Annotated in this window: 21 protein-coding genes; 17 read left to right on the forward strand and 4 right to left on the reverse strand. The window is 48.2% G+C overall.

The window, feature by feature from the left end; genetic code table 11:
• The first annotated feature begins 3 nt into the window (after window positions 1-3).
• The 13 genes from KB186_RS05250 to KB186_RS05310 all read left to right on the forward strand — a co-directional run bounded on the left by KB186_RS05250 (window position 4) and on the right by KB186_RS05310 (window position 16,176).
• A complete protein-coding gene (locus KB186_RS05250) occupies window positions 4-1,050 on the forward strand; it encodes a glucose-1-phosphate thymidylyltransferase (protein WP_173609467.1) in 1,047 nt (348 codons plus the stop codon).
• The gene (locus KB186_RS05255; RefSeq protein WP_173609466.1) at window positions 1,047-1,850 is read left to right on the forward strand and encodes a glycosyltransferase family 2 protein; all 804 of its coding nucleotides are present in this window, start codon (window positions 1,047-1,049) and stop codon (window positions 1,848-1,850) included. The genes KB186_RS05250 and KB186_RS05255 overlap by 4 nt, the downstream gene beginning before the upstream one ends.
• On the forward strand, window positions 1,847-2,797 hold the full coding sequence (locus tag KB186_RS05260) for an NAD-dependent epimerase/dehydratase family protein (RefSeq protein WP_173609465.1): 951 nt from the start codon (window positions 1,847-1,849) through the stop codon (window positions 2,795-2,797). Before KB186_RS05255 ends, KB186_RS05260 begins: the two co-directional genes overlap by 4 nt.
• Before the next feature lie 26 nt (window positions 2,798-2,823).
• Window positions 2,824-3,897: a glycosyltransferase gene (locus KB186_RS05265; RefSeq protein ID WP_173609464.1), complete on the forward strand. Its 1,074-nt coding sequence runs from the start codon at window positions 2,824-2,826 to the stop codon at window positions 3,895-3,897.
• 12 nt (window positions 3,898-3,909) lie between these two features.
• Entirely contained in the window at window positions 3,910-5,196 is a 1,287-nt protein-coding gene (locus KB186_RS05270) for a UDP-glucose dehydrogenase family protein (protein ID WP_232773200.1), read from the forward strand.
• Window positions 5,197-5,293: 97 nt separating this feature from the next.
• Window positions 5,294-7,153: an oligoendopeptidase F gene (gene pepF / locus KB186_RS05275; RefSeq protein ID WP_173609462.1), complete on the forward strand. Its 1,860-nt coding sequence runs from the start codon at window positions 5,294-5,296 to the stop codon at window positions 7,151-7,153.
• Window positions 7,154-7,401: 248 nt separating this feature from the next.
• Window positions 7,402-8,625 (forward strand): efflux RND transporter periplasmic adaptor subunit, encoded by a 1,224-nt coding sequence (locus KB186_RS05280; RefSeq protein ID WP_232773201.1) that lies wholly within the window; start codon window positions 7,402-7,404, stop codon window positions 8,623-8,625.
• A gap of 4 nt (window positions 8,626-8,629) precedes the next feature.
• Window positions 8,630-11,725 carry an efflux RND transporter permease subunit gene (locus KB186_RS05285; RefSeq protein WP_173609460.1) on the forward strand — a complete coding sequence of 1,032 codons (3,096 nt, stop codon included), beginning with the start codon at window positions 8,630-8,632 and terminating at the stop codon, window positions 11,723-11,725.
• Window positions 11,726-11,849: 124 nt separating this feature from the next.
• On the forward strand, window positions 11,850-12,638 hold the full coding sequence (locus tag KB186_RS05290; RefSeq protein WP_173609459.1) for an SDR family oxidoreductase: 789 nt from the start codon (window positions 11,850-11,852) through the stop codon (window positions 12,636-12,638).
• Window positions 12,639-12,658: 20 nt separating this feature from the next.
• On the forward strand, window positions 12,659-13,150 hold the full coding sequence (locus KB186_RS05295) for a YajQ family cyclic di-GMP-binding protein (RefSeq protein ID WP_047069044.1): 492 nt from the start codon (window positions 12,659-12,661) through the stop codon (window positions 13,148-13,150).
• Between the two features lie 127 nt (window positions 13,151-13,277).
• On the forward strand, window positions 13,278-13,754 hold the full coding sequence (locus tag KB186_RS05300) for a hypothetical protein (RefSeq protein WP_173609458.1): 477 nt from the start codon (window positions 13,278-13,280) through the stop codon (window positions 13,752-13,754).
• Window positions 13,755-13,895: 141 nt separating this feature from the next.
• On the forward strand, window positions 13,896-15,554 hold the full coding sequence (locus KB186_RS05305) for an AMP-binding protein (RefSeq protein ID WP_232773202.1): 1,659 nt from the start codon (window positions 13,896-13,898) through the stop codon (window positions 15,552-15,554).
• A 115-nt stretch (window positions 15,555-15,669) separates the two neighbouring features.
• A complete protein-coding gene (locus tag KB186_RS05310) occupies window positions 15,670-16,176 on the forward strand; it encodes a GNAT family N-acetyltransferase (protein ID WP_173609456.1) in 507 nt (168 codons plus the stop codon).
• Window positions 16,177-16,251: 75 nt separating this feature from the next.
• On the opposite strand, the gene leuD is transcribed toward KB186_RS05310, so the two are convergent.
• Both leuD and leuC read right to left on the reverse strand, forming a co-directional pair.
• Window positions 16,252-16,836: a 3-isopropylmalate dehydratase small subunit gene (leuD, locus tag KB186_RS05315; RefSeq protein WP_173609455.1), complete on the reverse strand. Its 585-nt coding sequence runs from the start codon at window positions 16,834-16,836 to the stop codon at window positions 16,252-16,254.
• Window positions 16,833-18,263 carry a 3-isopropylmalate dehydratase large subunit gene (leuC, locus tag KB186_RS05320; protein WP_232773256.1) on the reverse strand — a complete coding sequence of 477 codons (1,431 nt, stop codon included), beginning with the start codon at window positions 18,261-18,263 and terminating at the stop codon, window positions 16,833-16,835. The genes leuD and leuC overlap by 4 nt, the downstream gene beginning before the upstream one ends.
• A gap of 114 nt (window positions 18,264-18,377) precedes the next feature.
• Between leuC and KB186_RS05325 the strand changes: the two genes are divergently transcribed.
• Window positions 18,378-19,265, forward strand: a complete 888-nt coding sequence (locus tag KB186_RS05325; protein WP_173609454.1) for a LysR family transcriptional regulator — start codon at window positions 18,378-18,380, stop codon at window positions 19,263-19,265.
• A 28-nt stretch (window positions 19,266-19,293) separates the two neighbouring features.
• Here KB186_RS05325 and KB186_RS05330 read toward each other — a convergent pair whose 3' ends face one another.
• Together KB186_RS05330 and KB186_RS05335 are read right to left on the reverse strand one after the other, a co-directional pair.
• On the reverse strand, window positions 19,294-19,983 hold the full coding sequence (locus KB186_RS05330; RefSeq protein ID WP_232773257.1) for a class F sortase: 690 nt from the start codon (window positions 19,981-19,983) through the stop codon (window positions 19,294-19,296).
• Between the two features lie 31 nt (window positions 19,984-20,014).
• Window positions 20,015-20,233 carry a hypothetical protein gene (locus KB186_RS05335; RefSeq protein WP_173609453.1) on the reverse strand — a complete coding sequence of 73 codons (219 nt, stop codon included), beginning with the start codon at window positions 20,231-20,233 and terminating at the stop codon, window positions 20,015-20,017.
• 150 nt (window positions 20,234-20,383) lie between these two features.
• Here KB186_RS05335 and KB186_RS05340 point away from each other — a divergent pair, with 150 nt between their 5' ends.
• Genes KB186_RS05340 through KB186_RS05350 form a run of 3 tightly spaced genes read left to right on the forward strand, consistent with a single transcriptional unit; the run spans window position 20,384 to window position 22,851 of the window.
• On the forward strand, window positions 20,384-20,731 hold the full coding sequence (locus KB186_RS05340) for a thioredoxin family protein (RefSeq protein ID WP_173609452.1): 348 nt from the start codon (window positions 20,384-20,386) through the stop codon (window positions 20,729-20,731).
• Window positions 20,732-20,764: 33 nt separating this feature from the next.
• Window positions 20,765-21,673 carry an RluA family pseudouridine synthase gene (locus KB186_RS05345; RefSeq protein WP_221867081.1) on the forward strand — a complete coding sequence of 303 codons (909 nt, stop codon included), beginning with the start codon at window positions 20,765-20,767 and terminating at the stop codon, window positions 21,671-21,673.
• A 59-nt stretch (window positions 21,674-21,732) separates the two neighbouring features.
• Window positions 21,733-22,851, forward strand: a complete 1,119-nt coding sequence (locus tag KB186_RS05350; RefSeq protein ID WP_173609450.1) for a YheC/YheD family endospore coat-associated protein — start codon at window positions 21,733-21,735, stop codon at window positions 22,849-22,851.
• The last annotated feature ends 47 nt before the right edge of the window (window positions 22,852-22,898 follow it).

Here is a 22,898-nt window from a genome sequence, read left to right on the forward strand (position 1 = left end):
CTTGTGAAAGGGTTAATCTTGTGTGCTGGACGTGGGTCGCGACTGCACCCCTTTTCCTATTCGCAACCGAAAACCCTCCTCCCTGTGGCCAATCACCCGGTCTTACACTATTGCATTCGCAAACTGCGTGAAGTGGGCATTCAGGACATTGGCATCGTGATACATCCTTCTCAATCACAGATTCCTCCCATGGTGGGTGATGGTAGTCAATTCGGGGCTACCATTACGTTTATCAGGCAGGAGGTACGACTGGGAATTGCCCATGCAGTCCAGCTAGCGCAACCGTTTTTGCAAGACGAACCGTTTATCTTGCTACTAGGTGATAATTTATTGATGGATTCGCTTCACGGGCTTACCAAAGCGTTTGCGAAGGGGAAATCTGACGGTGTCGTGATGCTAAGTCAAGTGGAGAGACCACAGGATTATGGGATCGCAGAAGTACAAAAAGGACGACTAATCTCTGTAGAGGAGAAGCCACGTCAGCCAAAGAGCAACCTCGCTGTGATTGGCGCATACCTGTTTACGCCACCTATTTTTGAGTCAATTGCTACCCTACAGCCATCTCCCCGAGGCGAACTAGAAATAACGGATGCGATTCAATCGATGATTAATCGCGGATTCAAATTGGCTCACTCCGTCACCAACGGAAAATATTCGGATGTGGGAACTATTGATCGTTGGCTTGAGGCCAACCAGTGGATGCTTACGAGGGAGCTAGGCAATCAACATCAAATTGGCAAAGGAACGATTGTAAAAAATTCGAAGATTACGGGTCCCGTACTAATCGGTGAAGATTGTGTGATCGAAAATTGTCAAATCGGACCCTACGTCTCGATCCAAAATGGCGTAAGCTTGAAAAATTGCTCGTATCTCGAAAATAGTATCTTGCTGGAAAACTGCTCGTTGCATGACATTGCCTGGAAAATAACTAACAGCGTTTTCGGCCGCTCATCGATGATGACGGGTCAATCTTCTAACAGTACGGGAGTCTTCATTGTAAGCGACAAATCGTCCATTTGCATTCCGGCTGTAAAGAGGGAGGACGTATGAATCCGACCTTTACTGTAGTCATTCCGACATACAATCGCGCCAAGTTTATTCGCAAAGCCATCAAAAGCGTCTTGAATCAGACCTCAAAAGATTGGAAGCTGCTGATCATTGACGATGCGTCCACCGATCGCACCAGAAGTAAAATTGAAAAATATATGTACCACCCAAACATTATGTATCATCGAATGGAACAAAATTCTGGAATCGGCAAAGTCATGAATCAGGCATTGTCAATGGTGGATACCCCATATCTCGTACAACTCGACTCCGATGACTGGTTACCGAAACGAACGCTGGCCGTACTCAAAAAGTACATTCACAAAAGCAAGAAAAGCACAGCTCTCTTCTACGGAAACATGAACATCTGGAAAGTTAGGCGCGGAAAATATACCAAGTCGATTAAGGTGAAGCACAAGACATTTCATAACAAATACCAGTTTCTGAAATACAATCGCTGGATGGTTTCTCCACGTTGCTATCGTGTTGAAGCCCTACATCAAGTGGGTGGTTGGGATACCTCGGATCGATACGAGGGAAGGATTATGGAGGATCGGCGAATCATTTTGCGATTAATTGAAAAGTATCGGGTGAGGTACATCAACCAAACCCTTTACAACCGGACGAAGCATAAAGGTCAGCTCACGGATAGCAAGATGAAGTTTCGCCGTAATTATTTGCGAAAAAAAACATTCAAATTTTATCTGAAAAGGTGGGGCAAGAAGTACAAGGCCATTTATGGTTACAAGAACGGTTATTTAGTCATTAGAAGGCTCAAGAAAGTGAGGCGTCGGAGGCGATGAAGAAAGCTCTTGTCACCGGCTGTGCAGGTTTTATTGGGTCTCATTTGACGCAGCGATTGTTGAACGATGGCGTGACAGTCATCGGGATCGACGGATTCATCGATAACTACGATGTAGCTGCGAAACTGCGTAATCTGGCCGAAATAGGAAAGCACCCCGCCTTCACCTTCCACTCCACAACGCTTCAGACCGGGCGTTGGGACATTTGGCTCGAGAACGTCGATGCTGTTTTCCATCTCGCTGCCTTGCCAGGTGTGAGAAACAGCTGGGGAAAATCCTTTGCTGATTATGTTAGCCATAATATTTTGGCCACACAAGAATTGCTGGAGGCGTGTTTGCAAAGACCGAAGCCACCTGTCATCGTGGTCTCGTCCTCCTCTTCGGTATACGGAACGATGCAAGGGACAGTAACCAATGAAAATGCACCTCTTCGCCCAGTTTCCCCCTATGGGGTGACCAAGGAAGCGATGGAGCAAATTTGCTCGGTTTATGTAAAAGCTTATGGACTCCCGGTTAGCATGCTTCGCTACTTTACGGTATATGGTCCCAGACAGCGTCCAGATATGGCTTTTCATCGTTTCTTTCGTCAAATGCTGAAAGGCGAGCAGGTCATCGTCTATGGTGATGGACAGCAATCTCGAGACTTTACGTATGTAACAGACGCGGTAGAGGCGAACCTGCTCGCTGCACAGCATGCAGTTCCTGGTGACATTTTTAATGTGGGTGGAGATCGGGAAATCAAGCTCATCGATGTGCTGTCCATCATGGGCACGTTAATGAATCTGACTCCTCGCATTACGTATCAAAATGGGCCGGCAGGTGACTCCTTACGAACCTGTGCGGATATCCAATTTGCCCAACAACGCTTGGGATACAAACCAAAAGTGACGCTAGAAGAGGGCCTTCGCCATCAATTAGCAGAGATTCGTTCGCAATCAAAGGGGTAACACCCGTCATAAAGGAGGCCAGTTGCATGCATCGGGTCCTCGTTTATCGCAGAAAGTTTCTTCCCAAGAGTGAAACATTTATTTACGAGCAATTGCTTGGACATCAAGTGGTCAAACCCGTGGTGTTGACCCGACAGCGAGCCTTTAACCGAAAACAATTTCCTTATTCGCCGGTCTATGTGCGCAAGCATATGGCCGGCCTCTCCACTTGGCTGCGAAAAAAGAAAATTAAATGCCTGCACGCCCGTTTTGGTCCTGCTGGATTAGAATTGCTTCCTTATGCACAAAAAAGCAAGCTCCCCCTGATCACTTCCTTTCACGGCTTTGATGCGACTAAGCGCGTAAAAGAAAATCCAGTGTACAGAAGGTCCCTTATGCGTCTCTTTCGAAAGGGCCAGGCGTTTACAGTCGTCAGCAATCACATGAGAAAGCGCTTGATTCATCTGGGCTGTCCCCCGTCCAAAATTACCCTTATCCGCTCAGGAATTGATTTGCGTAAATTTCCCATGCTGCCGCCACAGCCCGTGGAAAATGGGGAGTACCGATTACTTAGCGTAGGAAGACTGACTGAAAAAAAGGGGATGGATACGCTTATCAAGGCGTTTACTCACGTGCATAAAAAACATCCCAAGGCAAAGCTGATCATCGTCGGTGATGGAGAAGAAAAAAAGAAGCTCAAACGACTGATCAAGAAAAACAGGTTAGGCACACAAGTCGTGCTCAAAGGAGCTCTGCCACATCGTGAAGTCCAGCGTGAACTGGCCAAGTGCCATTTGTTCATCATCGCATGCAAGACCGCGAGAAATGGCAACCAAGAGGGAATTCCCAATGTCATCATGGAAGCGATGGCTAGCGGACGCCCTGTCATTTCCACCTATCACGCGGGGATTCCGGAGCTGGTCGAAAACAAAGTGACGGGGTATCTGGTGCCGGAGAAATCACCGACTGCGCTTGGGAAAATGATAAACCGAGTACTATCAGAAAGTCACGAGTGGGCACAGATCACGGCAGAGGCTCGACTGAAAGTAGAAAAAAACCATGATATCCATAAGCAACGGATGAAGCTAGAAGAGCTCTATTTGCGTGTGTCAAAAAAATGATGAGGTGAAGGAATGAAAGTTGCCGTTATTGGGACCGGCTACGTAGGTTTGACAACTGCTGTTTCCCTTGCCATGAACGGTCATCAGGTGACTGGTATTGACCTCGTTGCATCCAAAGTAGACAAATTGCGCCAAGGGATATCGCCGATTTACGAGCCGGGCTTGGATGAGGCATTGAAAAAAGTACTGGATGATGGCGCGCTTACTTTTTATACAGATCTGGCAGAGGCAAAGGATGCAGAGATTTTGTTCATTTGTGTAGGGACACCTGAAGCAGCAGACGGCACAGCCGATTTAACCTATTTACTCGGGGCAGTTTCTGACATTGAAAAGGTACATTCGCTCGCACCGCAAGAACGCATCGTGGTAATCAAGAGTACCGTACCAGTCGGAACAGGGGAAAAAGTAGCGGGGATGCTGGCTGGCTGCCAAGGGATATCTGTTGCATCCAACCCGGAGTTTTTACGGGAAGGGAGTGCATTGTTGGACGCATTGGAGCCTTCGAGAATTGTCATTGGCGTAGATAATTCACAGGCAGCGGATCGCATGGAGGAACTGTACAACGGTGTGAAGGCACCGCGAGTAGTCACGACCAGAGCAAACGCGGAGCTGATCAAATACGCTTCAAATGCATTTTTGGCCACGCGAATCTCCTTCATGAATGAGCTAGCACGGTTAAGTACTGCGCTGGGAACGGATATCGTGACGATCGCGAGAGGAATGGGACTGGACAGCCGAATCGGTCCGCAATTTTTACGGGCCGGAGTAGGCTATGGCGGCTCCTGTTTTCCGAAGGATACGATTGCGCTATTGCAGCTAGCAGCTGAGCACAATATTCAATTAAGCATTTTGGATAAAGTGCGAGAGGTGAATAATACGCAGCCTGCCTGGTTTTTGGAACAGTTGTGCTTGCAACTCCCTGATCTGAAAGGGAAACAAATTGCCGTTCTGGGGTTGACGTTTAAACCGGATACGGATGACATCCGCGAAGCGCCATCGCTCAAATTGATAGAAGCACTTCTGCAAAAAGGTGCTTCCGTGAAGGCGTTCGATCCGATTGGAGCATCTGGTGTCAGTAAGCAGTTTCCACAGATCACGTATTCGCAATCCGCGACAGAAGCATGCGAAGGAGCACACGCCGCATTATTGGTCACAGAATGGGAACAGTGTGTCCAACTGGATTGGAAACAGGTTCACCAAAGCATGGAGCTGCCGATCTTGGTAGACGGTCGAAATGCCTGGCCGAACCAGGAGGTAAAGGAAGCAGGCTTTCATTATATCGGAGTAGGAAGAAGCTGACTTTTCCATTTCGGGAAAGCTCAGCTTTTTTTCTGTGGAAAACATGAAAGCGTCTGATTGATTTGAACCTGTAGGCATAATACGATAGGATACACATATGGATGATTTGACCATTTCATCTTACATGAATAACGAGGGAGTGATCACGGTGAATAAAAGCAAAACACTGCCGAAACGCAGTGACGTCCCCGCTGAATACAAATGGCGTCTTGAGGACATGTATCCCACGGATAATGATTGGGAAGCGGACGTTCAAAAAGTAAAACAGCTCACAGAAAAAATCGCAGCAATGAAAGGCTCTCTGGCTACTTCCGGTAAACAGTTGCTGGCCGTGTTGACTCTGCAAGATGAATTGTTGAAGACGCTTGACCAAGTGTACGTCTATGCACGTATGCGCCGTGACGAAGACAATGCGAATAGCAAGTATCAAGGGCTAACCGACAGAGCGACCAGCCTGAGCACGCAAGTATACGGTTCCATTTCGTACATACAGCCGGAGATTTTGGCGATTCCGACGGAAGACTTGCAAACGTGGATCAAAGAAGTAGAGGGTCTTGAGCACTACCGCATTTTGTTGGAAGAGATTACTCGCTTCAAGCCACATACGTTGTCCGCCGAGGAAGAAGCATTGCTGGCAAACATGAGTGAGCTTGCGTCCTCGCCTTCTAAAATTTTTGGGATGCTCAACAACGCTGACATGAAATTTCCGATGATCACCGATGAAAACGGCGAGGAAGTCGAGCTGACCAAGGGACGCTATACGCAGTTCATGGAAAGCAAAGACCGACGCGTGCGCAAAGAAGCATTCGAAGCGTTGTACAGTACGTATGGCAAGTTCCGCAATACGATCGCAGCCTCGCTGACATCTGCCATCAAAGGGGATGTTTTCTACGCGCGGACGAGAAAATATCCGTCTGCCCTGTACGCAGCCTTGTTTGCCGACAATGTGGAGCTCCCTGTGTACGATAACCTGATTGCAACGATCCACGAGCATCTTCCGCTTATGCACCGTTACATTGCCTTGCGCAAAAAATTATTGGGTGTAGATGAATTGCACATGTACGATTTGTACGTGCCGATTGTACCTGAGACGGACATGAAAATCCCGTATGACCAAGCTGTCTCAACGATCAAAGAAGCACTTCATCCACTGGGTGAGGAGTACGGTCGCATTTTGGAAGAGGGCTTTTCCAACGGTTGGATCGATGTGCATGAAAACGAAGGGAAGACAAGCGGAGCTTACTCATGGGGCGCTTATACGTCGCATCCGTTTGTCCTCATGAACTATCAGGACAACGTCAACAACATGTTTACGCTCGCCCATGAGATGGGGCATGCTTTGCATAGCTACTATTCCAATCACGCACAGCCTTACACGTATGCTGATTACAAGATTTTCGTAGCAGAAGTAGCCTCCACATTGAATGAAGCACTTCTGATGAATCATTTGCTCGAGACGACGACAGACAAGAAACAACGTATGTACCTGATCAATCACTATCTGGAGCAGTTCCGTGGCACCGTATTCCGTCAAACCATGTTTGCTGAGTTTGAGAAAATTGTGCACGCAAAAGAAGAGCAGGGAGAGCCGCTGACAGCCGAATCTCTCAGTACGATTTACCGTGAGCTCAATGTTGCCTATCACGGTCCAGATATGGTCGTAGACAGCGAAGTTGATTTGGAATGGGCACGGATACCTCATTTCTATCGCGGATTCTATGTGTATAAGTACGCGACTGGCTTCTCGGCCGCAACGTCTCTTTCGAAGCAGATTTTGGAGGAAGGTCAGCCAGCCGTGGATCGTTATTTACAGTTCCTCAAGGGCGGCAGCTCGGATTATCCGCTCAATCTGCTCAAGGGCGCCGGCGTAGATATGACGTCGCCAACACCAATTGCAGAAGCATTGAGTGTCTTCAAGGAATTGCTCGAAGAACTGGAACAGCTGGTCGAACAATAAAATGGATCAAATCCTAAAGGCAGTTCAGGTCTATGACTTGACTGCTTTTTTTTGTAAATTTTTCTTCGAGATCGTCCAATAAAAGGTAACTTTCCCAGTTATCTTACGTATCTATTTATGCGCTGTTCGGTACTGTTATCCGTCTCGGGGCGGAGATGAATTTCCACCCGCTGACTGTTTTGCAGCGGAGGTAAAAACTGGCACAATTACGCCATGAGGAATGATTGTGAAAATTTGGAGGAATTCTTGTGAAAAAACGGGCATCCATTATTCTGGCTTCGGTCATGTTGGTCGCTGCTGGTTGTTCAGCACCAGCACCAGAGGCACCGCAGCAGACAGAGGCAAAGGCGAAGGTAGTAGAGGTTGTAAAGGTACAAAAGGCAACAAAGCCAGTGATGCTCGCAGTCACAGGGATGGTGGAAGCCAAGCGTGACGCGGTACTGTCGTTTGGTACAGGCGGAACAATCTCAGCGATCTCCGCGACCAAAGGAGCAAAAATCGCGCAGGGTCAGTTATTGGCCACATTGGATACGCGTTACCACCAAAAAGAAATTGCAGCGGCACAGGGGCAGGTAGAGGAAGCAGCAGCGCGTAAAATCAAGACGTTAAAAGGTGCGACAACAGAAGCACTTGAACAGAAGCGTTTGCAAGTAAAAAGTGCGCAAGACAGCCTGGATAAAGCAAAGCAGGATCTCGCAACAAGTGAGAAGCTGTTTGCCGGTGGAGCCATTTCGCAAAACGAAATAAATGCAAGTAAACGGGCGGTTACGCAAGCAGAGATTACACTGCGTGACGCTCAGCTATCTCTAAATGAGCTACAAAAAGGAGCAGAGCCAGAAGATGTCATGGTCGCCAACGCATCGATTAAAGCTGCTGCCGGCGGTGTAGACCGTGCGAAGAAGAGCTTGGATGATGCGAAAATTCAGGCGCCATTTGCGGGAACAGTCGTGGATGTAAGGCTGCAAAGGGGAGAGCAGGCTTCTCCAGGTCAAGAAATTATTCGTATTGTCGATTTGTCTGACGTAAAAGTAACCTTGGATGTCTCCAATGAATTGATCGGTCAATTCCGTGAGAAAACGAAGGTGCAGGCTTTGTCGGACGATGGTAAGAAAAGTGAAGGAACCATTTCATTTATATCTCCGGTTGTGAACAAGGATACAGGGAAGTACCGCGTCGAGATCACGATTCCGAATGCAGATGGTTACTGGCGTGGAGGAATGGCCGCGACGATTGAGGTACCTCGCCAAGTGAATGGCTTCCTCGTGCCACTGGAAAGTGTCGGCGTGAGTCAAACCGACCATTACGTGATGGCAGTAGAGAATGGCCTGACTGTAAGAAAACCAGTGAAAACCGGTCAAATGGTCGGAGACTCTATCGAAATCGTATCTGGAGTGAAAGAAGGCGACCAGCTCCTTAGCAGTGGAATTACATTCTACGTCGAAGGGCAAAAAGTAGAGGCGAAGGGAGAATAGTTGCATGAACAAGATGATTCTCTTTTTGCTTAAGAGACAACTGATTGTCTATTTGTTTACTTTTTTGCTCGTCATTGCCGGACTGGGGTCCTTGTTCAGCTTTAATATTGAATTGGTACCGAAAACGAACTTCCCGGACATTTTTGTTCGGATATCGGGTGGGTCACTTCCTCCTGAAGAGATGGAAGAGAAAATAACGAAAAAAGTAGAACAAGAGCTAAAATCGATTAATGATATTAAAAAATATTCTTCTTCAACGAGTGCTGGGCACGTAAGTATCAATATTTCTGCGAACGAAGGAAAAGGCGAGCAAGTCAAGCAAGATGTGCAAAATGCCGTCAACCGCCTTCGCAATGGGTTCCCGAAAGCCATTGATTCCGTAGAAGTCAACCAGAGCAGCTTTGGTGGCGAACAGATGATTGACTATGCTCTCGTAGGTGCTGATCCGAAGACGATGCTGAGTCTGGCCAAAACATCGATCAAGGACCGCATTGAGGAAATCGAGGGAGTCAAGGAAGTATCGGTTTCTGACCGAAGCTTCGAAAATAAAATTGCCATTTCCCTGTTGCCTGAGCGATTGAATGCATATCAAACCAATCCTGCAGCAGTCATCTCGCAACTGCAGGATACGAACTGGAAACAAGGGATTGGGACGCTGGAGAACAAAGGTTTTGACACAGTAGTCATGATTGACAATTCGTACCAAAACGCGGAGGAAATGAGAGCTCTGTCGATCGATACGCCGAAGGGAGCGGTTTCCCTAGATCAGCTCGCAGACATTGAAGACCTGCGTGGAAAAGTGAAGGATCAAGTAGCGCTTACAAACAGCTCCGTTTTTGTTCATTTGAGCGTTACACGATCGGATGGTTATGATTTGATTACCACGCAAGCGAAGGTAGAAGAGGTTGTTCGCGAATTAAATGCAGAAGCGAATGGCAAATATACCATCAAAGTCATGTTTGAAGGAGCTTCCTTCATTAAGCATGCGGTTTCCAACCTCAGTCGTGATGTGATGATCGGTGGAGCGCTTGCGATTATCATCCTGTTCGTTTTCCTTCGTAACTGGAGGGTTACTCTCGTTATTGCAACGACGCTGCCACTCTCTGCTTTGATGACATTTATCGCGATGAAAATCGGCGGGTACAACATTGACATGATCAGCTTGTTGTCCTTGAGCTTATCCGTCGGATTGATTGTTGACGCCGCGATTGTGGTGCTGGAGAGTATTTATCACTATCGAGAGAAAGGCGAGGAGCTCAAACAGGCGATTGTAAAAGGAACGAGAGAAGTACTGACGCCTGTGTTTACTTCGCAGCTTACGATTATTATCGTTTTCTTGCCGCTCGTCCTTGCAGATTTTGAAGACTGGCTCAAACCGATTTTGGGAACAATCGCGTTTACCGTGTCTGCCGCCATTATCGCTTCAACAATCGCCGCATTCTTTTTTGTTCCCGTATTCTCCAATCGCTTCTTGCAAAAGGATAAGCACGTTTCGCTAGAAGGTGAAGGGAAAGAACACTTTATCATCCGTACGTTCAGCGGACTTTTGCAAATTGCGATTAGACATCGCGTCAAAACGATTTTACTGGCGATTTTGATGCTAGTCGGATCAGCATTCCTTACGCCAATGATGAAAACTGGCCAAGGGATCAATCCAAATGAAAATATCATTTTTGCCAATATTGACATGCCGATTGGGTCTACACTGGAAAAAACACAAAAAGCAGCTGTAGCCGGGGAAGATGCGCTGCGGAAAATCCCCGAAATTAACGATGTATTCTTCTTTGCTTCCAAGGAAAGTGCAGAGTTATTCATTTCCTTGATTCCGAAAACAGAAAGAACAAGGGATAAGGAAGCTTTGAATGAAGATATCAACAATATTTTGAATGGCTTGCCAGGAATTGAAACGGTCTCTATGTCTTACGGACAACAGGGTGGCAGTGCGCCGATCCAATTGGAAATCTTCGGGGACGACATGGAGCAGATGAGCAAGATCGCTACCGATCTGGAAGGAATGCTTTCTACCATCTCCGGTGTCGGCAACATTCGCAACGACTTTAAAGAAGGCAAGGAAAAGGTCACGTTATTGCCAAAAGAAGAAGCTCTCGCAAGGCTGAATGTAGATCATCGTTCGCTGTTACAACAATTGAGCGTGCTGATTGGCAGCCAACAAATTACTTCTATCACGCAGGACGGAATCGAAGTGAACGTAGTGGCTAAAATGCCTGATAACTGGCTGAAGCACCCGGATCAACTTAAAAACGTCATGGTGAGTGCGAAAAATGGTGCAGCAGTGCCTTTGGTTGATTTGGTAGAGATGACCTATAGCAAATCTCCCGTTACGATTCAGCACAAAAAAGGCGAGCGGATCATCACCGTTTCCGCTGAGCTTCAAGGTGGCGATTTGGCCGGAGTTGGTCGTGAGATCGGAGAGAAGCTCCCAGGTGTAGTCATTCCAGCAGGCTACAAAGTAGAGATCGCCGGAAAATTGAAAGAACAAAGCACGAATATGACACAAGCGATCTTTGTATTCGTTGGTGTACTTGCCTTGATCTATGTCGTCATGGTTGCTCAGTTCGGACGTCTTTCCCAGCCGTTTATCATCATGCTGACCATTCCAATGGCACTGGTCGGTGTCGTGTTAGGATTCGTCCTTACACAGCGGACTTTCGGTGAAATGGCGATGATTGGGATTATCATGCTGGTTGGTATCGTCGTTTCCAATGCGATTCTTCTGATCGACCGGATCAACTTGCTCCGCAAGCGTGGAATGGATACAGCCGAAGCCATTATCCAAGGAACCAAAGAACGAATTCGTCCTGTTATCATGACGAAGCTGACGGCGATTCTCGGGATGCTGCCGATGGGACTTGCGATGGCGGAAGGCTCTGATTTGGAGGCACCGCTCGCAACTGCTGTAATCGCTGGCTTGATCTTCCATACCATTGTTACGCTGGTGCTCGTTCCTGTCCTGTACTCCCTGTTTGAGGGGGCGAAGGAAAAAAGACTGGCGCGCAAAGCGGCTCGTCAAGCGAAGCGAGAAGCAAAACGAGAGGCAAAACAAAACAAAGACAAGAACGTACCTCCGACAGAGGTTTAGTGATTTGCAAGAGAAGGGGAGTATATGCTGTACCCCTTCTCTTTTGCTTTTCCTTCGTCTGAAAGTTCTGTAGAATAAAGAGATCAAGATACATACCTGAGTGAACCATGAAAGGAGCAAGCATATGGATCTATTTTTGCAAGGAAAAACGGCTCTGGTACTCGCCTCGTCAAAAGGCTTGGGCAAGGCAACAGCTCAGTGCCTCGCCGAAGAAGGAGCGAATGTCACGATATGCGGTAGAGATGAAGCTGCTCTGGAAATCGTTCGAGCTGAGATCGAACAGGCTACTGGAAAATCACCTCTTGCTGTAACAGTGGATGTGACAAAGGAGGAAGATATCAAGCGAGTTGTGGAAGAAACGGTCAAGCATTTTGGCAGCGTCGATATATTAATTAACAATTCAGGTGGGCCTGCAACAGGCAGATTTGATCAGCTCACCGACGAACAGTGGATGCAAGCCTTCCAGCTAAATTTGCTCAGCTATGTACGTGCTATTCGTGCTGTTTTGCCCCATATGCGAGCGAACCAATTTGGCAGAATCATCAACTTCGCTTCCTCGTCCTTTAAACAGCCGATTGAGAATTTACTTCTTTCCAATACGTTTCGTACAGGGGTATTGGGCCTTTCCAAGACGCTTTCTTCAGAACTCGGACCAGATGGGATTCTGATTAACACCATTGGACCTGGCAGAATTGCGACGGATCGGGTGGCACAACTGGATGGGTTTACCGCAGAGGCGAAGGGCATCAGTGCTGATGAAGCAAGGGAAAATTGGGAGAAGCAAATCCCATTGGGCAGATACGGTCAGCCTGACGAGTTTGCTCGCATGGTGACGTTTTTGGCTTCGCCAGCAAACAGCTACGTGACAGGTCAATCCTTCCTCGTCGATGGAGGCTTGATCCGCGCGATCTAATAAAAGAGAGGAGAATTCATTTGAGTAAAGAGAGCTCATTTGATATCGTGTCCAAAGTAGAGTTGTCCGAAGTGAACAATGCGATTCAGACCGCATTAAAGGAAATAGAAAATCGCTTTGACTTCAAAGGAAGCAAGAGCAGTATCTCCTTGGAAAAGGAAGAGCTCGTCCTCGTCTCCGATGATGACTTCAAGCTCAGTCAGGTAAAAGACATTTTGCTTGGCAAGCTCGTCAAACGGGATGTCCCGATCAAAAACCTTGACTACGGCAAAATTGAACCGGCAGCGGGCGGCACTGTCCGTCAGCGTGTCAAGCTGGTGCAAGGGATCGACAAAGACAATGCGAAAAAGATCAACAGCATCATCAAAGATACAGGACTCAAAGTGAAAACACAGATTCAAGACGATCAAATTCGTGTGACAGGAAAAAGCAAAGACGAATTGCAGCAAATCATCAACGCGATTCGCAAGGCTGATCTGCCGTTGGAAGTACAATTTATTAACTATCGCTAACTACTTGCTGAAAAGCTAACTTTTTGAGCAGTGAACTACTAGAAAAGTTTTTGCTTCTAACTCTCTTCACTCTCGCATATGCATGTACAAATAAGTGACAAGCACTTGCGAAAGGGAGAGTAGAGACATGAAGGTCTTTATTATCAGTATGCGCAATCTCATTTTAGGCGGAATTGTTTTTCTTGTAGCACTGGTGGCGGGAATCGTACTTTTGGTCAAAGATCCCCTGAGCGTCTCGGACTCTTATCGACCGTCAGATCCAACTGCTTCTGTTACAGCGACGGCTCCCGTGAACCAGCCAGCAGGGTCAGAAAAGCCGGCACTGAATATGGCGGTCAAGGTGGATGGGACGACGGCAGAAGTATCCTTGCTAACGGAGAACTTCACGTTTGTCCAGGATAATGGCGAATTGGCCGAAGCCCCAGTTTTTGGAGAGGGACACGCACATTTATACCTGAATGGCGAACCAAAAGGGATGATTTATCAACCAGAGTTTTTACTGAAAAAGTTGCCCAAGGGAGAGCATGAAATTCGCGTAGAGCTCAACTACAGCAACCATCTGCCATACAAGATAGAGACTACGAAAAAAATCGTTGTGAAGTAAAACAGATCGCGTTCCACAAAAGGGACGCTTTTCTTTTTGGGAGGAGAAATCGCATTTTATCAAGGAACACGAGAAAAAGAAGGGATTGTGGCGGAAAGGAAGAATCCTACAGAATAGTCTGAATGTTTTGGGGGTGCTTGTATGATTCATATGACCACAATCGGCAACATGTTAGACGACACAGCTAGTAAGTATCAGGAAAAGGAGGCTCTGGTTTATCACGAACGAGGGCTTCGCTATACGTTTGGAGAATTTCAAGCGATATGCAATCAGGCAGCGCGGGGATTTATGTCTCTTGGCATTCAAAAAGGGGACAATATCGCGATTTGGGCGACCAATGTGCCTGAATGGGTGATTTCGCAATTTGCCACAGCGAAAATGGGTGGCGTGCTGGTAACGGTTAATACGAGTTACCGGGTGCATGAACTGGAATATTTGCTGCGTCAATCAGAGTCGACGACGCTTCTCTTAATGGATTCCTATCGCGATGCGAATTATCTTGCCATGATTCAGGAGATTTGCCCGGAGTTACAGACATGTGAACCTGGAGCGTTACACTCCAAAAGGCTTCCGCATTTAAAAAATGTCATCTATCTAGGGAATGAGCGACAACCCGGAATGTTTTCGTGGAGTGATTTGCTCGAGCGTGCTTCACGGGTCACCGAAGAAGAGCGGATGGCACGCCAGGCGACGCTTTCACCTGATGATGTTATCAATATGCAGTATACATCCGGCACGACTGGTTTTCCAAAGGGAGTCATGCTGTCGCACGTCAATATCGTCAACAATGCCATCAAAGTAGCGGAATGTCAGCGGCTCGGGTTAGAGGATAAGGTGTGCATTCCGGTTCCGTTTTTCCACTGCTTTGGCTGTGTGATGGGGACCTTGGCATGTGTGGCGACAGGTGCAACGATGGTTCCAGTCATCGCCTTTGATCCCGGCGTTGTACTTGCGGTTGTGGAGGCCGAACGCTGCACAGCACTGTACGGTGTGCCTACGATGTTTATTGCCGAGCTGAACCATCCGACGTTTGCCGAGCGAGATCTCAGCTCGCTGCGTACAGGCATCATGGCTGGTTCTTTATGCCCGATTGAGGTCATGAAGAAGGTCGTCGATCAAATGGGAATCCGTGACATTACGATAGCGTACGGTCAAACGGAAGCTTCTCCTGTCATCACACAGACTGTACCAGAAGATTCCCTCGAGCGAAAAGTATCCACTGTCGGTCGTTTGCATGCAGAAGTAGAAGCAAAAATCATCGATCCAGCGACAGGTGATATTTTGCCGCCAGGTGTACAAGGCGAACTGTGTACGCGAGGATATTTGGTTATGAAGGGCTATTACAATATGCCAGAGGAGACAGTCAAGGCCATCGATCACGAAGGCTGGCTACATACCGGAGACTTGGCAACCGTCGATGAAGAAGGCTACTATCAGATTACAGGCAGGCTTAAAGACATGATCATACGCGGAGGGGAAAATATTTATCCTCGTGAAGTAGAAGAGTTCCTCTATACACATCCAAAAGTGCTGGACGTCCAGATAGTAGGTATACCGGATGCCAAATACGGAGAGCAGGTATTGGCGTGCATTCGGGTAAAGCCCAACGAGACGTTGTCCGAGGATGAGGTGCGGGACTATTGCGAAGGGAAGATTGCTCATTACAAAATTCCTCGCTACATACAGTTTGTAGACGAATATCCGATGACCGCTTCCGGTAAAATACAAAAGTTCAAGCTGCGGGAGCAAGCGTTGCAGCTGTTTGGACAAAGCAATCCAAATCATACGGGAACTGCATAGGATGAGGTTCAAGCGCTAGGGAGATGCTCCTGGCGCTTTTTTAGATAGTTCTTTACTTTCGAGCAACTCTTGACTAAGATAAGTGGAAATCAAAATAGGAGAGGTGCAGCCAAGCATGGAAATCAGATTTTTGGGACCAGAAGATGCAGAAGAGTTGGTAAAGATTAGACTGGAAGGGCTGCAAACAGATCCAGACGCATTCGGCTCTACCTATGAAGAGGCTATGCAGGTATCGATGGAAGAGTGGCGGCAAAGACTTTCTCAAGGGGATTCAGGCGATAGCGGCTATTTTGGTGCATTTGTGGAAGGACATCTGGCTGGCATCATCGGTTTTTTCCGCCACCGAGGGCTAAAAGCGAGACACAAAGCTTCTATCATCTCGATGTACGTTCGTGAAGTGTATCGCGGGACAGGTGTCGCACAAGCGCTCATGCAGGCAGAACTTGCCTACTTAAAGGAGCGGGGAGATATTGATACGGTACAACTCGCTGTCGTCACGACCAATCCGGCTGCCATCCGTCTCTATGAGAAAATGGGCTTTATTCCATATGGGTTAGAAAAGCGTGCACTGAAAAATGGCGATCAATACTTTGATGAGAGCCACATGTATATTCTTTTATAGAAAACATGAAAAAAGCGAAGGCTCACATTAGCGGATGCCTTCGCTTTTTCTATGCGCTACGCTATGGATGGGAGCTTATCGGCTTGCCTCGTATGCAGCGATCTTATCTTCATACTGCAACGTAATTCCAATATCGTCGAGACCATTCAGCAGGCAGTAGCGACGATAGGCGTCTACCTCGAACGGGTAGGAGAGACCTTCACTGTCACGAACAACTTGTTCTTGCAGATCGATGGTCAGCTGGTAGTTTGGCTTGTTTTCGGCACGGTTGAACAGCTCATCGACTTGCTCTTCACTCAACTTGATCGGCAGGATGCCGTTTTTGAAGCAGTTGTTGTAAAAAATGTCCGCAAAGGATGGAGCGATCACACAGCGGAAGCCATAATCAAGGAGTGCCCATGGCGCATGCTCACGAGAGGAGCCACAGCCAAAATTGTTGCGGGCAAGAAGGACAGTAGACTCCTTGTATGCAGGCGTATTCAGAATGAACGAATCGATGGGCGCACCATCGACAGTAAAGCGCCATTCATAGAACAGGAATTGACCAAAACCGCTGCGTTCAATGCGCTTCAAGAACTGCTTAGGGATAATTGCATCCGTATCTACGTTTACACGATCGAGTGGGGCTACCACTCCGGTGTGGATGACAAATGGATTCATTGGAAGACCTCCTTGCTAGCGTTCTCGTTTTTCCATTCACGAACATCTACGAAGTGACCTGCGATAGCTGCTGCTGCCGCCATTTCCGGGCTGACCAGATGTGTCCGTCCGCCGCGTCCTTGACGTCCTTCGAAGTTCCGGTTTGAGGTAGAAGCACAACGCTCACCCTCGGACAGGATATCCGGGTTCATTGCCAGACACATGGAGCAACCAGATTCGCGCCAGTCAAAGCCAGCTTCTTGAAAAATGAGGTGCAAGCCTTCTTGCTCAGCGAGCTGCTTAACTGCCTGAGAGCCAGGAACGACCATCGCGTGTACGGAAGGGGAGACCTTGCGTCCTTTTGCCACTTCGGCTGCCTTGCGCAAGTCTTCGATCCGACCGTTTGTACAGGAGCCGATAAAGACGCGATCGATTTTAATTTCGCTCATAGGAGTGCCAGGGGCAAGGTCCATGTACGCCAGAGCATCCTGGGCCGCTTTGCGCTGTGCGGCTGTCTCGAATGACTCAGGACTTGGAACAGTGCTCGTAATGTTCGTCCCCATACCAGGGCTCGTTCCCCATGTCACTTGCGGTGCGATCTCAGCTGCCTCGATTTCTACACAGGCATCAAACACAGCGCCTTCGTCCGTGCACAGCTCTTTCCAAGCCTCAACAGCTGCAAGGAAATCTTCCCCTTGCGGAACATAACGCTTGCCTTTCAGGTAATCAAACGTAGTCTGGTCAGGAGCGATTAAGCCAGCACGAGCGCCACCTTCAATCGTCATGTTGCATACCGTCATGCGTTCTTCCATGGTCAGGTTGCGGATCGCAGCACCTGTGTATTCTACGACGTAGCCAGTTGCAAAGTCAGTTCCGTATTTTGCGATAATCGCCAAAATTAAATCTTTTGCACTGACACCGAATGGCAGGTCGCCGTTTACGCGTACTTCCATCGTTTTTGGTTTGGATTGCTGCAAGCATTGTGTTGCGAGTACATGCTCCACCTCACTGGTACCAATACCGAAGGCGAGGGCACCAAATGCTCCGTGAGTGGAGGTGTGGCTATCACCGCAGACAATTGTTTTGCCTGGATGTGTGAGTCCGAGCTCAGGACCAATGACGTGGACGATCCCTTGATCCGGGCTGTTCAGATCTGCGAGTGTAATCCCGAACTCCTCACAGTTCGCCGTCAAGGTTTCCATTTGTTGACGAGAAATTGGATCCTTGACATTAAAACGGTCAGCAGTCGGAACGTTGTGGTCCATGGTTGCGAAGGTAAGCTCTGGACGGCGTACTTTGCGGCCAGCCAAGCGGAGACCTTCAAAGGCTTGCGGCGAAGTCACCTCGTGAACCAGGTGCAGGTCGATATACAAAAGGCTCGGCTTGCCTGCCTCTTCGTGAATAACGTGATTGTCCCAAATCTTTTCAAACATCGTACGGGCTGACATCATGTTTTCCTCCTTCGTTCAAAAACTCTTAACAAGGTTGTAACATGGCAAAGAGAATAGTTCAAAGATATAATAATTATAAGAAGGATAGTTTTTGCCTATCGGGAGGTCTATATGGAGTTACGACAAATTCGTTATGTACTTGCTGTTGCGGAAGAACGCAGTTTCTCCCGTGCAGCCAATCGATTACATTTGGCCCAACCGTCGTTGAGTCAACAAATTGCGAAGCTGGAGAAAATACTCGGTGTCAGCTTGTTCCATCGCTTGCCGCAGCACGTAGAACTGACTGATGCGGGCCAACGCTTCATACAGGTGGCGCAAACGCTCGTCGACATGTCAGAGGGGCTGGAGAGGGAAATGCGCGCTTATGCCGTAGGTGAAAGTGGCAAATTGTTAGTCGGAAGTTTACCGATCACAGGGGCGTACGTGCTTCCAAGGGTGTTGCCTACGTTTACACAGCAATTTCCAGGTGTCGAGCTGCAATTGATGGAGGAAACGTCGAGTCATTTGGAGCAGCTACTTGTGCGGGGGAAAATTGATGTCAGCCTACTAACCATGCCCATTAGTGATCCGTCTCTGGAAATCATCCCCGCAATCAACGAAGAAATCTTTTTGGCGGTACCAGCCAATCATCCGCTCGCGAAACGAAAAGAAGTCGATCTCGCGGAGGTAGCCGATCAGCCTTTTATCCTGTTAAAAGAGGGGCAAGGCTTCCGCACGATCTCGCTTCGGCTCTGTGAGCAGGCGGGATTCCGACCGCGAATCGTGTTTGAGAGCTCAAACATCCAGACGGCTCAGTCACTTGTTGCAGCAGGCATGGGGTTGTCGTTTGCACCGAAAATGATTACACTCGCACCCGGAACGATCGAACCGCCAACTTATGTTCGGATAAAAACAAAACCTTCACGCACACTCGTCGTGGCGTATCGTAAGGACAAACCACTGTCACGCCCGGCTGAAGCGTTTGTACGATGTCTCATTGAGCAGGGTGGAAAAATATAAAGGCAAACAAGAAACCCAGTCGCCGCAGTCATTTGCGAACACTGGGTTTTTCATCTTGCGGTTTTGTATCTTGAACAAGTTCGGAAAAGACGACGAGCCTTTGAGCGTGTTCCTGTGTTTTCTTGTTAAATTTGCCGGAGCAGGTAATCAAATTCAGATGGGAGCTCTCAGCCTTCCCAAAAATCTGATCGATGGGGGCCTCGGCTGTCTGGAAGCTATCTACTTTGCGAACCTGGAAGGTTAGCGTCCTTCCTTTTGCTTCACGCACTCTGATTTTGTCGCCGGGCTTTAGTTTTTTCAGATGGTAAAAAACAGCTGGACCCGTATAATGATCAAAATGGCCGGCGATCACTGCATTCCCCTTCATCCCGGGCTTTGTCCATGGCGCCAAAATACCGACGCGATCAAAAGCCTTTGGGACGTCCATTTGCCCATTCGGTAAAACGCCAACCGGTTCTACACGAGTTTGAAGGTTCAGTTTTGGAATATGTAGAAGGGTTGGCATGATTCCGTCTGGAAGAGGAGGGGCAGGAAGGAACGTCGGTTGAGGGGGCAGCGAGGGACCATAAACGGTAACCGTTTGTTTGATATGAATGGGCCCTGCTGGTTTTTGTATGGTACTTGCAATTTTTGGAGCTTCGACAGGTTCTTTAGTTGTATGGCCGCAACCAATTGTAACCAAACTAATGAATAGTAGGGACCCGAGCAGTTTTTTCATAGGCTGCAAAGAAAAGGGGGAAGCTCCCCCTTTAATTGCTTGCTCCACCCATACCGGTTTTCGGCATAGCCTTGATATGCACTTTGCCTTTATGTGCCTTGGTTTTCATATGGTGAGCTTTGGTCTTCATATGATGCGCTTTTGTTTGTACCTTGTGGTGTTTCTTGTGACCGTCATGAGTCTCAGCAGATACAGGAATTGCAGTAGTTACCAAGCATGCAACCATCAACAAAGCAGCGAATTTCTTCATGAGTAGCACCTTCCTTAAAAATTATTGGCTTACAACCACTAGGATTTCCGTTTGCTCGTTTGTTAGTGATGGCAATTGTTTCTCCTAAACGTCCCAAACAGCCCACACCTGTGGTACACTATTTCCAAATCATTCTGGGAGGAAGATAACATGAGAGAAATTAAGACAGAAGCTGAGTTCGAGCAAGTAATCGCAGCAACCAAGCCAGTCATCGTCAAATTCTTCACGGATTGGTGCCCAGATTGTCATCGGATTGATCCATTCATGCCTGCCGTGGAGGAAAAATACAAAGAACAGCTGGATATGATCGAAGTCAACCGGGATACTCTCCCGGACCTGTCCGAAAAGTACGATGTCTTCGGGATTCCAAGCTTTATTGCGTTCCATAATGGAAAAGAACTGGTTCGCTTCGTAAGCAAGCTCGGAAAGAGTCGTGAGGAGATCGAGCATTTCCTGGACCGTGCTATTCAAGTCAGTAAAGGTCTCGAGCAAGCATAATTGCATGAACATCGAACAGGGAGATAGACAGAAATGTTATTCATGAAAAAAGAAGGGGAATGGCTCGTTGCTCATTTACGAGACAATGACGATGCTATCCCGATTGGGAACCTGCTGCGCGAAGTGTGGAAGCTGCCTCGCAAGCAGGTCCATCTTTTATTCCAAAACAAAGAAGTGCTGCTGGACGGTGCACCTGTTGCTCAGCATGTTGCTGGAAAAGCAGGGCAGGAAATTCGCCTGCGGATGTGCAAGCCTGAGCCATTGGGGCTCGATCCGGCCAGTGAAGCACCGGAGATCTTGTACGAGGATGATCATTTGCTCATCGTGAATAAGCCGGTTGGCCTTCTGTTGCATCCGACCGAACGCTATCATCATGTGACGTTGGATCATCTTGTGTCGGGGCACTTTTTCCGTACGGGTTTGGAGGCAAAGGTCCGTCATGTCCATCGACTGGATCAAGATACGTCAGGCGTCGTCCTGTACGCGAAGCATGCGTGGGCCTCTGCACTTTTAGATGAAATGCTGCGTGAACGCACAATCAAGCGTACATACGTCGCGTATGTTTCGGGGCGAATGCCCAAAGAGCGCGGAAAAATTAATGAACCGATCGGGAAAGATCGGAACCATGGGACCCGCAGAAGGGTCACACCTAACGGCGACCCAGCGATTACCCATTATCAGGTGAAAGAACGTTTTCAAACAGCTACGAAAGTAGAATGTCAATTAGAGACCGGGAGAACCCATCAAATTCGCGTTCACTTCAGTCATATTGGGCACCCGCTTTTAGGGGATGAACTGTATGGTGGCAAGTGTGAACTCATTAAACGACAAGCGCTCCACGCAGCAGTGCTCAAATTTGTGCATCCATTCGGAGGAGAAGTCATCGAAGTCACGGCTCCGTTGCCACTCGATCTGTTTCATTTGGAAAAGAAGCTGAGATAATCGCCATTTGACGACGGACTGAATAAACTGCCAAGGAGGAAACGAGAGAGGGTGGTCTTTTGAAACGACCCATAATCGGCATCTTGACTTGGCGGGAAGGCAAACGTTTTGCAGAGCCAACCTATTTTCGGCGACTGCTCAAGGCTGGACAAGAACTGGGCTGTACCGTTTTCCTGTTTTCACCAAACGATGTACTTGGAGCCGGCAAACAGGTGAGAGGGTATGTCCCGGGGAAGAGTGGCGGCTGGCAAGCAAGGATATTTGACCGTCCAGACGCTGTTTTCGACCGATACCGCTATACACCGACACAATCGTTTAAGAACTATGTGGCCTTTCGGCGGACGAGTAATTTTTTGTACGCAAACAATCGCTTGGCAAACAAATGGCGTGTACATGAGGTGCTACATCGGGACCCCAGAATGCATCGGTGGCTTCCGGAGACGCACCTGTACAACCGACACAGCTTGGCCAACATGCTAGGCAAGCATCCATTGCTCTACGTAAAGCCACTCAATGGAACAGGGGGACGAAACATCCTGTCCATTGAAAAGCGTGGCGACGAACTTCGACTGCTCGGCCGGAACAAGCAAAGGGCGAAAGTGTCCACAGTAGTAAAAGACAAAGCCGCTGCCCAGAGATGGGTAGATCGTTGGACGAGACAGGAGAAATACATCGTTCAGCAAGGGCTTCGTTTGCAGTTGGTTCCTTCGCGGGCAGTAGACATGCGTCTCTTGATTCAAAAGAATGGGCAGGGAGAATGGAGCATTACAGGCCATGGGATTCGCGTAGGTCCAGAGCGCAGTGCCACCTCTAATCTGCATGGCGGCGGAAAAGCGATTCCTGTATCGGTATTTCTCCGACCGAGGTTTGGGGAGGAACGTACCGCGCAGATCGTGCATGATTGCGAGCAGCTCGCTTTTCAAACAGCGGAAACCCTCGAGGATCATTTTGGACGGATGGTTGAATTTGGACTAGATATTGGCATCGATGTAGAGGGGCGCGCGTGGCTGATCGAAGTGAATCCCAAACCAGCTCGGGAAATTTTCCGGGAGATGGGGGCAATGGAGCAGTACAAGGATGCCATTACTCGCCCGCTTGAATACGCCATCTACCTAGCCAAAACACAGGGACGCGAAGGTCGCGAGCCACTGTTGAAGAGAAAAGTCGCCAGGGGATAGTGTGAAAAAAGAACAGCGGCAGCCAGGGACAATGTCTGAAGCCAGTC

It is taken from the genome of Brevibacillus sp. AF8, from assembly GCF_021270385.1.
Classification (GTDB): Bacteria; Bacillota; Bacilli; order Brevibacillales; family Brevibacillaceae; genus Brevibacillus.